Origin of the sequence: Telmatocola sphagniphila, from assembly GCF_018398935.1 — a bacterium.
Taxonomy (GTDB): Bacteria; Planctomycetota; Planctomycetia; order Gemmatales; family Gemmataceae; genus Telmatocola; species Telmatocola sphagniphila.
This window is the reverse complement of record NZ_CP074694.1, coordinates 3033191-3046149: the sequence shown is the minus strand read 5'-3', so window position 1 is coordinate 3046149 and position 12959 is coordinate 3033191. Positions and strand designations below refer to the sequence as shown.

At 52.8% G+C, this 12959-nt stretch carries 11 protein-coding genes; 5 read left to right on the top strand and 6 right to left on the bottom strand.

Features of this window, described 5'->3' with window-relative positions; genetic code table 11:
- Positions 1-88 precede the first annotated feature (88 nt).
- On the top strand, positions 89-1714 hold the full coding sequence (locus KIH39_RS12085; RefSeq protein WP_213499763.1) for an amidase: 1626 nt from the start codon (positions 89-91) through the stop codon (positions 1712-1714).
- Positions 1715-1783: 69 nt separating this feature from the next.
- On the opposite strand, the gene KIH39_RS12080 is transcribed toward KIH39_RS12085, so the two are convergent.
- The 5 genes from KIH39_RS12080 to efp form a co-directional block, all read right to left on the bottom strand.
- Positions 1784-3562, bottom strand: a complete 1779-nt coding sequence (locus KIH39_RS12080) for a PQQ-binding-like beta-propeller repeat protein (RefSeq protein ID WP_213499761.1) — start codon at positions 3560-3562, stop codon at positions 1784-1786.
- Positions 3563-3621: 59 nt separating this feature from the next.
- Positions 3622-4077 (bottom strand): MarR family winged helix-turn-helix transcriptional regulator, encoded by a 456-nt coding sequence (locus KIH39_RS12075; RefSeq protein WP_213499759.1) that lies wholly within the window; start codon positions 4075-4077, stop codon positions 3622-3624.
- 87 nt (positions 4078-4164) lie between these two features.
- Positions 4165-5766, bottom strand: a complete 1602-nt coding sequence (locus KIH39_RS12070; protein WP_213499757.1) for an NAD(P)/FAD-dependent oxidoreductase — start codon at positions 5764-5766, stop codon at positions 4165-4167.
- Positions 5767-5777: 11 nt separating this feature from the next.
- Positions 5778-6614, bottom strand: a complete 837-nt coding sequence (locus tag KIH39_RS12065; protein WP_213499755.1) for a hypothetical protein — start codon at positions 6612-6614, stop codon at positions 5778-5780.
- Positions 6615-6678: 64 nt separating this feature from the next.
- A complete protein-coding gene (gene efp / locus KIH39_RS12060) occupies positions 6679-7251 on the bottom strand; it encodes an elongation factor P (protein WP_213499753.1) in 573 nt (190 codons plus the stop codon).
- Between the two features lie 430 nt (positions 7252-7681).
- On the opposite strand from efp, the gene hisD reads away from it, so the two are divergent.
- The 4 genes from hisD to KIH39_RS12040 are packed head-to-tail and all read left to right on the top strand — an operon-like array spanning position 7682 to position 11013.
- Complete coding sequence (hisD, locus tag KIH39_RS12055; RefSeq protein WP_213499751.1) at positions 7682-9100, top strand: histidinol dehydrogenase; 1419 nt, start codon at positions 7682-7684, stop codon at positions 9098-9100.
- A 31-nt stretch (positions 9101-9131) separates the two neighbouring features.
- Positions 9132-10175 carry a histidinol-phosphate transaminase gene (hisC, locus tag KIH39_RS12050; protein ID WP_213499748.1) on the top strand — a complete coding sequence of 348 codons (1044 nt, stop codon included), beginning with the start codon at positions 9132-9134 and terminating at the stop codon, positions 10173-10175.
- Between the two features lie 2 nt (positions 10176-10177).
- Positions 10178-10765 carry an imidazoleglycerol-phosphate dehydratase HisB gene (gene hisB / locus KIH39_RS12045; RefSeq protein WP_213499746.1) on the top strand — a complete coding sequence of 196 codons (588 nt, stop codon included), beginning with the start codon at positions 10178-10180 and terminating at the stop codon, positions 10763-10765.
- A gap of 29 nt (positions 10766-10794) precedes the next feature.
- The gene (locus KIH39_RS12040) at positions 10795-11013 is read left to right on the top strand and encodes a hypothetical protein (protein ID WP_213499744.1); all 219 of its coding nucleotides are present in this window, start codon (positions 10795-10797) and stop codon (positions 11011-11013) included.
- Positions 11014-11028: 15 nt separating this feature from the next.
- Here the strand turns inward: KIH39_RS12040 and KIH39_RS12035 are convergent, their stop codons facing one another.
- Positions 11029-12750, bottom strand: a complete 1722-nt coding sequence (locus KIH39_RS12035; RefSeq protein WP_213499742.1) for a serine/threonine protein kinase — start codon at positions 12748-12750, stop codon at positions 11029-11031.
- Between the last annotated feature and the right edge of the window lie 209 nt (positions 12751-12959).

The following is a 12959-nucleotide window of genomic DNA, read 5'->3' as shown; positions in this document are numbered from 1 at the left end:
ACGCCTGACGGTTGAATCGGATATTCCGAGTCTATTATCTGCCCAGGCGATGGAATCTAGGGTCAACAGCAACGGAGTCGCTACTCGCATGTCAAATACCAATTCATCGGCGCAATCACTTACTCGAAGGAGTTTTATTGCTCTGGGAGCGATTGCGTCGAGCGCTTCCCTCGAGGGTGCCGCAAGCGCGCAGAACGTGACAGGGGATACTTCGTTCGAATTCAATGAAGTCACTATCGATCAGATTCAGGAAGGATTGAAGACGGGCAAGTGGACGGTCCATAACTTAGCGGAAAAATACCTGGCCCGAATTGAAGAGATCGACCGGAAAGGCCCTACTCTCAAAAGTGTAATTGAAGTGAATTCCGAAGTTCTGTCCCAGGCAGAAACTCTGGATCGGGAACTCAAAGCCGGCAAATCGCGTGGACGAATGCACGGGGTGCCGATCCTGTTGAAGGACAATATCGACACGACCGGGATGCAAACGACCGCCGGCTCACTCGCTCTGGTGGGCTCGAAGCCGGAAGATGCCTTTCTGGTGAAGCGACTTAGGGAAGCCGGTGCACTCATTCTCGGCAAAACCAACTTGAGCGAGTGGGCGAATATCCGTTGCTCGTATTCCACCAGTGGATGGAGCGGCCGCGGAGGTTTGACCAAAAATCCCTACTGTCTCGATCGCAACCCCTGCGGTTCAAGTTCCGGTTCAGGGGCGGCCGTAGCGGCCAACCTCTGTGTCGTGGCTGTGGGGACCGAGACCGATGGATCCATCGTCAGTCCCTCAGCGGCAAATGGCATCGTCGGAATTAAACCGACTGTGGGACTTGTCAGCCGATCGGGCATCATCCCCATTTCTCATTCGCAGGATACCGCGGGGCCGATGGCTCGAACTGTTCGCGATGCGGCAATCCTACTGGAAGCGCTGGTAGCCAGCGATAGCGAGGACGCCGCAACGACAATAAAGGAGCGACCCGCGAAGTTGAATCTTTCGGGATGTTTCGATTTGAACGGTCTCAAAGGAGTCCGGCTCGGGGTTGCTCGAAATTTCTTCAATTTCCACGAGGGAACTGAAGCGGTGATGAAAGAGGCGCTGGAGTCGCTTCAAAAAGCCGGTGCAAAGTTGATCGATCCGGCGGATGTGCCCAATTCCGATAAAGTCGGCGATCCGGAAGCAATTGTTCTTTCCTATGAGCTGAAGGCCGATCTCAACGCTTATCTGGAGAAATTAGGACCGAAAGCTCCCGTTAAAAACCTTCGCGAACTGATAGAGTTCAACATCAAGAATGCCAAAACAGAGATGCCATTCTTCGGCCAGGATCAATTCGAGAAGGCGGAAGCTCGCGGGGATCTCAACAGCTACGAGTACATTGAAGCTCTCGCCCGCTGTCGCAAATTGATGCGTACGGAAGGCATTGACGCCTTGATGGATAAATTCAAACTGGATGCGATCATTGCACCAACTATGGGCCCGGCCTGCATGACCGATCTGGTGAACGGCGATCGTTGGCTCGGCGGCAGTTCCACTCCCGCGGCCGTAGCTGGCTATCCCAGCATCACGGTTCCGGCCGGGTTTGTTTATGGTCTTCCGGTGGGATTATCGTTCTTCGGCCGTGCCTGGTCGGAAGCCACGTTAATTAAATTGGCTTTTGCTTTCGAGCAGGCAACCAAGCACCGAAGCCCGCCTAAATTTTTGAAGACTCTGGAAGTGAAATCGTGAAATAGATCTACCCGCGATCGAAAAACCCTCCAGAAAATGCTGCTTTCTGGAGGGGCGAAAACTACTAGCCTACTTGGCAGGATCGGCCATCGAACCCGTTTCCGTCAGATCGTAGCAAGCCATCTCTTCATCGTTTCGAATGAACAACTTACCGCGAACGACGACGGGGTGATTCCAAGTTCGACCATCGAACACCTTCACTTCGCCGAGTTCAGTCAACTCGTTGGGGGTAGCGTCCAGAAGATGGACTTTGCCATCTTCGGCCGAAACCAGTAGCTTCGATTGATCGGGAAGCAGAAGCACCTGGCCGTGACCATAGCGACCTCCCTTCCATTTCAATTTGCCGTCTTTAAGACTGATGCAGACAAATATGGAGTCGTCGAATCCGTAAGCGTAGCCGTCATGCGTAACGAAGTCGTTGTAGTAGGGTTTCAGACGGTTGCTGTTCCAACCGGCCTCGGCAGTCCATGATTCGCCGTCCTTGCGAACCTTGATCAGTTGGGTACCAAGATCCTTGCCGCTACCGGTACCGAGTAGAACTTCCCCTTCGCCAATCACGTTCGGTTGAACGACTCGATTCATGCCGCGAACTGTGAGAGGGAATTGCCACAGCGATTTGCCGTCCGCCGGATTGAAAGATTCCAGGCCAAAGTCACTCAAAACCAGAATTTGCCGGGTGCCGAAGAATGTAACTTCCTGCGGAGAAGAATAAGTATGCTGCGCTTCCCCAGCCTTCCATACGGGGTTGCCCGTTTCCTTGTCGTAGGCAATGGTTCCCTGGGAGTTCGCGCCTAGCGGGATGGCAAATACCAGATTGCCGGATACCAGCGGAGAGCCTGCATAGCCCCATTGCGGAGCGTGCCCATTGGCGTCTATGCCAATGTCTCGAATCCAAATCTGTTTGCCAGTGGCCGCATCCAGGCATACCAACTTACCGGTTGCCCCCTGAGCATACAACCGGCCGTCTTTAATCGTCGGCGTGCCTCGGGGCCCATCGCCGCCAACCGCATCGACAAAGCGATTATTCACCGAGAATTTCCAGATTTCGTCGCCAGTTTTAGCGTTATAGCAAACTACGCATTCATCCTGCAGACGCTGTTCCTGCGTGAAAAGAAGATCTCCCACAACGCTAAAGGAGGACCAGCCGAGACCGATCCGGCGTTTCCAAAGCAATTTCGGCGGGTCTTTTTCCCAATCGGTTCGGATGCGGGTATTAACGGCCTTGCTATCTCGATGGGCGCCTCGAAATTCTGTCCAGTCTCCCGGTTGAGAGACCAGTTGTAAGGGGGCGTCGTCCTGCTTGCCCGCTTTCCGGCTCGCCGATTCCTCTTCGCGCAGCTCATCGGAAGTCTTTGACCATACCCACCGAAGATCGGGAATCATATCGCCGTTTACATTCTTAATTCGCACTAGCAGCATGGTCGACCACCCCATCATAATTAGCAGCAGAAGAACGGATCTTCGAAGCTGCCAGCTGAAAGGTTGCGATGTTATTAACCAGCCGACACAGAGCACCGCAACGAGGGGGAATGCATAAAGCAAAAGTCCCATGATGTGAGAGGGCGGAATTAAATTCGCCACGACCACGGCAGCGGCGATAAAGACCAGCAGCACCATCACCCGGTCTTTCCCAGGAGTGCGCGAATAGAAGGCCCACCAAAGGATGAATCCGAGAATACTCAGCAGCAGTCCCCCCGCTATGCTCATAAAGTGAAACGTTGTTCGTGGTGCGATTTCGCCAGGAACAAAAAGCAGGAAGGCAAAAAAGGCGAGGATGGCCACGCCGGGCCAAATTCGCGGTCGAACCGGTGACTTGACCGGTTCAGATGTAGTGGTCGCTTCGGCCATGGGTTCCTCATTGCAAAAAGGTATAGGGCTAATTAGTATATTAGTAAACCAATTTACGATCAGTCAAGGTCTGGCCGGGCCGCACGTTCCAGTTCGCAAAGCTCCGCAATGAACTTACGACTTCTGGTATCTGTAAATCCTGCGAAAATTTTATCCAAAAACGAAATGAATTTCGGATGAATTCTTTCGAGCTTCTGCTTACCGAGCGGGGTAATTTGAAGCAGATTTGCCCGGCGATCGGTCTTAAGCTCTTTTCGCGTCAGCAAACCGGCCCTATGCAAACGGTCGATTACCTGAGCGACATTCCCCTTGGTAACGCACAGTCCCTCGGCCAACGCCTGCTGGGGGAGAGGACCTTTCTTCGAGAGCATCGCCAATATTTCCGTTTGCGGAATCGTCAAATCTTCCGACGCTACAACGGCCGAAAGTACTCGATCCAATGCTCTGTGGGTGCGCATCATCTGAAACCAGATTTCCACGGCGGCACAGGAAGCTTCTGATTTCTCTTCTTTCATTCAGTCAATCTTTAGGGAGGGGAAAGCCACTTTTTCAATAGCTGGGTGGGACATCCGAATTATAGCCGGGAGTTTTCCCAACTTTGTTCAGTTTCTTTTCAGCGGCCGATATTTCGCAATGATCGCCTTGGCGGTTTTAAGTCCATCGACCGCCGCGGAAACGATGCCTCCGGCGTAGCCCGCGCCTTCTCCGACAGGGTAGAGGCCGTCGATATTGGGGCATTCCCGAGAAATCTCCTCGCGTAAAATGCGAACGGGGGAACTGCCTCGAGCTTCCGGGCCGACCAGGATAGCCTCGTGCAGAAAACGTCCGTGCCAGGCGCGATCCATTCGGGGCAGTCCGTTCGTCAAAGATTCGATTGCATAATCGGGTAGGACTTCCCGGAGGTTTACCGAGATTGAATCGCGGGGGTAGCTCGATTTGATGGGCCCGGCCGAAACTTTATTCGCCAGAAAATCGCTCGCTCTTTGGGTGGGGCAGGCGTACTCGCCGCGACCGATTTCAAAGGCTTTTTTCTCGTAAATCTGCTGAAGTCGGACGCCGGCCAAGGGATCGCTTCCGCCGAATTCCGAAGTGGGAATCGTCAGAACCAGGCCGCTGTTGGAATAGAGGGAATCCCGCTTGGAAAGACTCATACCGTTGGTGCAGAAATAGCCGACTTCAGAAACGCTGGGAATAATGTAACCGCCCGCGCACATACAGAAGGTGAAGAGGTCCGCTTTCCCTTTCGCGATGAGAGAATAATCGGCATTCCCCAGCAGGTTTTCGTAGCGAATCGAGCCGTACTGCACGCGATTCACGGTATCTTGCAAATGTTCGACGCGTACACCCATTTGAAATGGCTTCTGGACGATCGGAACGCCGCGTTGGAGGAGCATCTCGAACGTATCGCGCGCACTGTGACCTGTGGCCAGGAGAACCGCATGGCCAGGAATAAATCCCTGATTCGTGGTCACCCCTTCCAGCTGACCGTTGTTGATGTGTAAATCGGTTACTTTGCAACCGAAGCGAACTTCGCCTCCCATAGTTTCGATGTGCTGCCGGATCGATTTCACGACAGCGGGAAGTCGGTTGCTTCCCAGGTGCGGACGGTGCTCATAAATCACCGAGGGTTTCCCTTTGCAATCGGCAAAGAGCTTTAATACTCGGTTCACTTCGGGGCCCGAGCCACGACATGTTAACTTGCCATCGCTGAAGGTACCGGCCCCGCCTTCACCGAAAAGGTAATTGCTTTCGGGTTCAAATCGGCCGCCCGAATCGAATTCTTTGACATCTTTGATTCGTTCCGTGACGCGGGTGCCCCGTTCCAGCACGAGCGGTTGATAGCCTTGCTCGGCCAGGAAATAAGCTGCTACTAAACCCGCAGGGCCTGAGCCAATGACGATCGGGCGTTGCTGCAATCCCTTGGAGCCGGGAGTCGGTATTTCAAAAGGAGGTTCCTGGTACGGCTCCACCGTGAAAGACGAATAGGCGAATTCGGCTCGCGGCTTCCAGTCACTAGGAGGTGTTACTTCCGCATTGTAAACGAATTTCAAAGTCTTTTTGTTTCGGACGTCCAAACTTTTTCGAAGTATCCGGCAACCGAGCAGTTGATCAGGCGGCAGTCCCAGAATATCGCTGAGTCTTTTATGAAGGAGGTCATCCCCTTCCTCGACGGGAATACTGACGTTATTTATGCGAAATGGCATGGCAGACAGAACTACTTCTTCTTTTCGGTTTTGTCATTCTTGGGTGGCGTTTCGGATCGTTCGGGAGCATTCTCCGGTTTGGCTCTCTCCGGATTCGGGGCAGGTTGGTTGCCCGGGGGCGTTATAAGTCGTTGGGGGGTGGGGCTGGAACTCTGCATTCGTTGGATCGCCAAGTAAATCGTCGAGGAGGTCGCAGTTATCGCCCAGGCCAGCAGCACCCAGGTTAAAGCCGGAATAGGATTGCTCGGTTTCTTGACACGCGGGACAGGGGCTATTTCCGTTTCCCCATTGTCCGTGTCAGCTTTCGCGGGAGGCAGACTACGGGAAGATTTGCCCGAACTAGAGGAAGGCGGAACTAAAACGGGGGCTGCATCGGTTTCCGTTTCCGAAATCGGTCCCGATTCGGCATTGGGGTTAGGTAGCACGATTTTGGATCGGGAAGTGCTGGCTGGAGCGAGAATTTTCGAAGATTTAGCTGTCTTAGGTTCTACGAACTTGGATTTCGAAGATTTGGGAGCGTCCTGAACCGTTTCGGCTTCCGAACCGCTGAAATCAAACGGATTGGATTCCGTCGCAGCGGGTGTCTCGACAACCGGAGGGAGTACCGGTACCGGTGCCGGTTCGTCCAAAAAATCCCTCTTCTCAGGACTATCGAAGATGCTATCGCTCGTTTTGGGGATCTTAAACTCGGGTATCGGAGCATCCTGAACGACGAGGCTGTCGGGCAAGGAAGCCGGTATCTCGATCTCCTGCTTGCAACTTGGACAAGAAATTTTCGTACCAAGCAGCTTAGGACCGAGATTCAAATTGGCTTTACAATTGGGGCATTTCCAGCGGTGTTTTGCCATGGAGAAGGCTCGCTGACCGGGTTTCTTTAGGATATGCAGCTTGAAACCCGGCCTGAACTTGAATTTATTTTCCGTGTCGACCGAGGTACTCTCCGGTCCGAGTGTCAATCTTGATAATGTCACCTTGATTAATAAATGGTGGCACGTTGATTTTCAAACCGGTTTCGACCACGGCCCCTTTATACTGAGCCTGCGCCGTAGCTCCCTTGATGCCCGGTTCCGTTTCCGTCACCTTCAATTCTACAGTAGCGGGCAATTCCACGCTCAACGGCTTACCATCGAACACGGTCAGGCGGACAGTATCATTTTCCTTGAGATAGACCATCTGTTCGCCAACGAATTCCGCTTTCAGCGAGGTTTGCTCGAAGGTTTCCGTATCCATGAAAATATAGCTGTCGCCGTCGCGGTAGGAGTATTGCATTTCCCGGGTATCGAGATAAGCCAGTTCGGCTTTGTCATCCGGCTTGTATCGATTGTCGGTGATGGAACCCGTCTTCAGATTTCGCATCTTGAGATACAGAATGGCCCGCCAGTTGCCTGGTGTGTTCAAATCTCGTTCCAGACACTGCATCAAGGATCCATCTTCACCAACCAGAACCATCCCCTTACGGACATCGATGTATTTGATCGAGGCCACAACAATCCTCCCTGTTAAGCACAAGCGTTAAGTAGATATTCTTAGAGAGATACTACTGTTTGGGCGAGATTATATGTGTAAATTCGTGGAATTTGCTGAAATCCAGATTTGAAAAGCTAATTTGTTTCTGGCTCGGCCGAGCCTATTGATCAGACTCATAAACGAGCGTTAATGCGACCATTCCGCACGGATTTCCATGACTGTCCGTGCAAAAATCTTGAAAATCCAAGTTATGTCGAATCCAACAGTTTTTTCGGATGGCCGTTAAAATTCGTTGTAGATCAATCAATCGTTTGCTTGCAATCACTCCTCAAGGTCCGTATAGTCTTGTTCATCGTGACAGATTGCCCGGATTGCCACGTCTCAACGGGGACGAGCTTTCCCGTTCTCCAAGGCGAGGTCACAGTTCGTCTTCCAGGAAAAAGCACAGATGGCCGCTTTGAAAATCCGTCGGATCGACTGCAATGAGTCCGCCAGCACTAAGCATCTGGCCGCGTTGCAGGAGAGAATGAGCCATAACCAGGCCGATATCGTCTCTCCCAGCAGCCGAAAATTGACACAAGCGGTTTTCGGGCAACCTCTTACGCCATTAAAAGTGGTCGAGAAAATCTGCCTCGATGTCAAAGCCAAAGGCCTCGCGGCTGTCCTTAAATATACGGAGCAATTCGACAAAGCAACGGTCACTGCCAAAACGCTGCGCGTCAGCCACGAAGAGTTGGTAAAAGCCTACCAATCGGCAAGTTCCGAATTTTTGGACTGCATTCGCCGGTTGCGCGATAACATCATGCAATTCCAAATCGGGCTGCTGGCTAAAGACGCCACTCTGCCGCTATCGGAACATTACGAGCTTCAACTACGTTATCGGCCGCTACGACGCGTGGGTATCTGCATCCCAGGCGGGGCCGCGGCGTATCCTTCAAGTTTACTTATGACGGTTTGCCCGGCTCAGGCGGCCGAAGTGCCGGAAATCGTAGTAGTTATGCCGCCAACTTCCAACGGCGCTAACAATCTCGATATGCTGGCCGCCTGTCACCTTCTGGGCGTCAAAGAAGTTTATCGCGTGGGTGGTGCTCAGGCTGTCGCCGCATTGGCGTACGGCGTTGAGGGACTGCCCGCCGTCGATATGATTGTCGGGCCGGGTAATGTCTTCGTAAGCACGGCCAAACAATTCGTTTCGAATCAGGTCGCTATCGATTGCCTGGCAGGTCCTAGCGAGGTCATCGTGGTGGCCGATGAAACCGCCCAAGCGGATTTTATCGCCTTGGATCTGATAGCGCAAGCCGAGCACTCCCCCGGTGTGGCCATCCTGATCACCTGGCATGCCGAGTTGTTGGTGGAAGTGGAAAAGCATATCGTCAAGCAACTGGCTCATCTGGAGCGCGGCGAACTTGCCAAGGCCGCGCTGGAAGATTACGGCTGCATGATTTTGACGAAAGATAAGGCCGAGGCCATTGAAATCGTGAACTCGCTGGCCTGCGAACATCTCCATATTCAAACACGCGATCCGGAAGGATTTGCGGACAAGGTGGACAACGCCGGAGCGATCTTCATCGGACAATTCACTCCGGTTGCTCTGGGGGATTATGCGGCCGGGCCCAGCCACGTCTTGCCCACCGGGGGATCTTCCCGGTACGCTAGCGGCTTAAGTGCCAACGATTTCCGTAAAAAGACGAGCATTGTGAACTTCACCAAGACCGGTTTGCGTGAGGTTGCGGATGATGTGATTCTTCTGGCCAAGAAAGAAGGCCTGACCGGGCATGCCGCCAGCGTGCAAATCCGTCTACGCGAAACTTTGGCCGCCCGGCCACCAAAGAAAGTCGTCAAGCCGGCGGTCGTCGCCAAGAAATAGCTGGCTCGAGAATTGAAGAAGGATTTTCCCGATGATCGGGCTGAGACCGAATATTGCCAAAATGGCCGGTTATACGCCGGGTGAACAAATCAACGACCCGGCAGTCGTCAAACTCAACACGAACGAAAACCCCTATCCGCCCTCACCCCGAGTATTCGAGGCGATTCAGGCGGTTTTGACTGGGGATAAGCTCCGAAAGTATCCGGAACCTTCCGGGATTTCTTTTCGTAAAGCAGCCACCCGAGTGCTGGGAATCGATTCGGAAAGCATTCTGATCGGTAACGGCTCCGATGATATCCTCACCATTCTGACCCGGACTTTCGTTCCTGAAGGTGGGAGGATCGTCACTCTTACCCCGAGTTATTCGCTTTATAAAAGCCTGGCGGAGATCCAGGGCGCTCGGTTCCAAACCGTTGCGTTTGGTCCGAACTGGTCCCTGCCTGCGGTTTCCGCGATTCCTCCCGATACTTCGATTTTTTTCCTCGCCAATCCCAATTCCCCTTCGGGAACTTTCATCGATATCCAGAAAATAGCGGCTTTTATCGAAGGGCTCCCTTGTCCGGTGGTGGTCGATGAGGCGTATGCGGATTTTGCGGAGGACAATGCTCTCCGACTCGCCAAACTTCCGAAAGTGATCGTCTCCCGGAGTTTCAGCAAATCGATGGCCCTGGCCGGGATTCGCTTTGGTTATGCCGTGGCACAGCCGGAAATCATTCAGGAGATGATTAAGGTCAAGGATTCTTATAACTGCGATGTGCTGTCTCTCACGGCGGCCGAGGCGGCGATCCAAGACACGGCTTATGTGACGGAAACTCGTTCGAAGATCCTCGCTACCCGGGAACGAATGCAGCCGGCTCTGGAAGCGCTAGGCTTTCAGGTGACGCCGAGCCAGGCGAATTTCCTATGGTGTCGGCGCAGTGATCGACCTGTTCAACCCATTTACGAAGCTTTGAAACAGCAGCGAATTCTGGTTCGCTATATGCAATATTCGGATTATGGCGAAGGTCTGCGAATTTCAGTTGGTACCGATGCGGAGATCGACCGATTGCTCAGCTGTCTTCATGATATAATCTGATCATGTCACGCACTTCCCGAATCAACCGAGCCACGGCGGAAACGAAGATTCAACTCGAATTGAATCTCGATGGCTCCGGTACCTCCAAAATTCAAACCGGCGTCGGGTTTCTGGATCATATGCTCACCCATCTGGCGAAGCATGGATCCTTCGATCTGGAAGTCTTTGCGGAAGGCGATTTGCACATTGATTCCCACCACACGGTGGAAGACATCGGTATTTGCTTCGGTAAAGCTCTGAGCGAAGCTCTCGGTGATAAAAAGGGAATTCGCCGCTATGGCGACTGCACATTGCCGATGGACGATGTGCTGATCACCTCGGCCGTGGATCTCAGCGGCCGGCCGTTCCTGGTCTGGAAGGCGGCTATTCCGAACGAAACTCTAGGCGTTTTTCACTCTTCGCTGGCCGAGGAATTCTGGCGAGCGGTTTCTTCGAGTGGCTTACTCAATCTTCATGTGGTCGCACATCATGGATCGAATACCCATCATTTGATCGAAGCCATCTTCAAATCGATTGCCCGCTCGTTGAGAACCGCTGTGGAACTCGACCCGAGAAGTGCTGGCATTCCGTCTACCAAAGGCGTACTATAGCGATTATTTTCTTGAAGGAGCTTTAACTTATGACGCCGGAAACCGCTAACGCTCAACAGGCTAAACAACGGGAATTCATGAGCTTGCTCCCACTGACCCTGGAACTCGCTGGGCTTCCGAAAAGTCAGCCCGGGGCTCACTTCACCGATGGGCAGATGGAAGTTCGAGTAAGCGTGATCCGGAACGCTTATAAATTGGCCCGTCAGTTGGTGATCGATATTTCCAAACCGGCCGAATCCGCCGGTTGATCAAATGCAATTGCATTATTCGGCGGGGATATCCAACTGAGAGCGTTCCGTCACGCGAATTTGGGGATCCCCTTTTTGATCGCTCTCGGGTTTTTTCTTATAAAGTTCGATTTTTCCGGTGACTCGAATGGTTTTCCCTTCGAGTCGAGCCCGCAATTCCTCCAGTTCCACTTGATAGAGTTTCTCGGCGTCGCCGCGACGGATGACGACTGTGAATTCGCTGTATCGAGAATCGCTGGAGGAACAGAGAAAAAGCGTATCCTTTTTCAAGCCGTTCAGGTTCGCCGAGCGAACTTTGAATTCGACAGTCACTTCTTCATCAATATGATCCTTGACCTCACTCAATTTGATGACCTTCGGACTCTTATCCGCTGGAGCATTGCCGACAGGGATCTCGTTCTTCTTCGCCGTAACCTCTCCAGGAGACGTCTGCTCAGCAGGGGCAGGTTTATTGTTCCGTTTATCGACGAAACGAAGCAGCAGAAACAGTAATCCGCAGAGTAACAGCGCGATCGCCACGCCCAGGCCGACATCTCGCAGGCGATTTGTCCGGCCGAGAGGTAACGGACTTTTGCGGGAAGGTTTGGGTGCCGTTTTTTTGGCCGTGTTCTCGATCATCCGATGCTCGTCGGTCGAAGCCTCCGGATCGTGTTCGATCGTAACTGTCGCTGGATTGCGGGCAAACCAGGCAAAATTGGGAGCTTCGATCGGCTTTCTCGACCAGGGCTTCAAAGCATCGACAACTTCTTGCGGCGTCTGGTACCGGTCCTTAGGTCGCTTCTCCATCATCCGAGCTATAATCTCATCAATTTCCTTGGGAATTTCGGGTCGGCGCCTTCGAACGGATTCAACCGGTCGCTGCTGATGAGCCAGTACCTTCTCGGGAATTGTCGCATCGGGAAAAGGGACTTCGCCGGTGAGGAGGAAGTAAAAAGTGCCCCCCAAGCCGTAGATATCGACCCGGATGTCGACAGCGGAGGAATCGATCGCCTGTTCGGGGGCCAGATAATCCGCCGTCCCTAAAACCCGTTCGCTTTCGTACTGCTGGATGAGGGTGCTGTCCTTGCCACGATTACGGAACTTCGCCAATCCGAGATCGGCAACTTTGACCACGCCGTTCCGATCCAGCAGAAGATTCCCCGGTTTGATATCCCGATGGATTAAGCCGAGTTCCATGGCGTGCTGGAGACCCAAGGCGGCTTGTGCGATGTAATGTGCGGCATATTCGAGCGGTATCGGGCCGCCATCCGCAACCAGTTCCTGCAAGCTGGTGCCATCGACGAATTCCATGATCATCAAGGGATTGGAAACGTCTACTTCCACATCGAAAATTCGAACTATGTTCGGATCATCCATCGCGGCCACTGCTCGCGCCTCCCGAAGAAATCGAGAGAGCATCGAAGGATCTTTGGCCTCTGAAGGCGAGAGCAGTTTGATGGCCACCAGACGTTTAAGTATCATGTGCTCGGCGAGAAAGACCCTTCCCATGCCGCCAACGCCCAGTAAACGGAGAATCTTGTACTTGCCGCGCAAGATGAAACCTTTGGAACGTCCCTTGAGCAGTTGGGAACTTTGAAACTCCGTAAGCAGGCGGTCAGCGACCATTCGGTCGGCAATTACTTTGGGATCGAGGGAAGATAGGTCGCCGAGGTATTTCAGATAAGCATCCAGACGATCCGCTTCTAACAATCCGCTCTCACGAAGATGCTCGACGAACTTATGGGAGGTGTCGACCATTCATCGTTCCGAACGAATTGTTCGGCCAGAAATCCGTTTGGAATTATAAGACGATTTACAAGCAATGTTAATTATCAGAACTGATGCGGTTCTTTCAACGATTGGAAGATCGGAGAATCGACGAAAAATTGGATTTTCGAACAATTTTGAGTCGATCCTCAGACTGTGCATGATATCTTTTTAGAATCGGTGATCTCTACCACAGGACG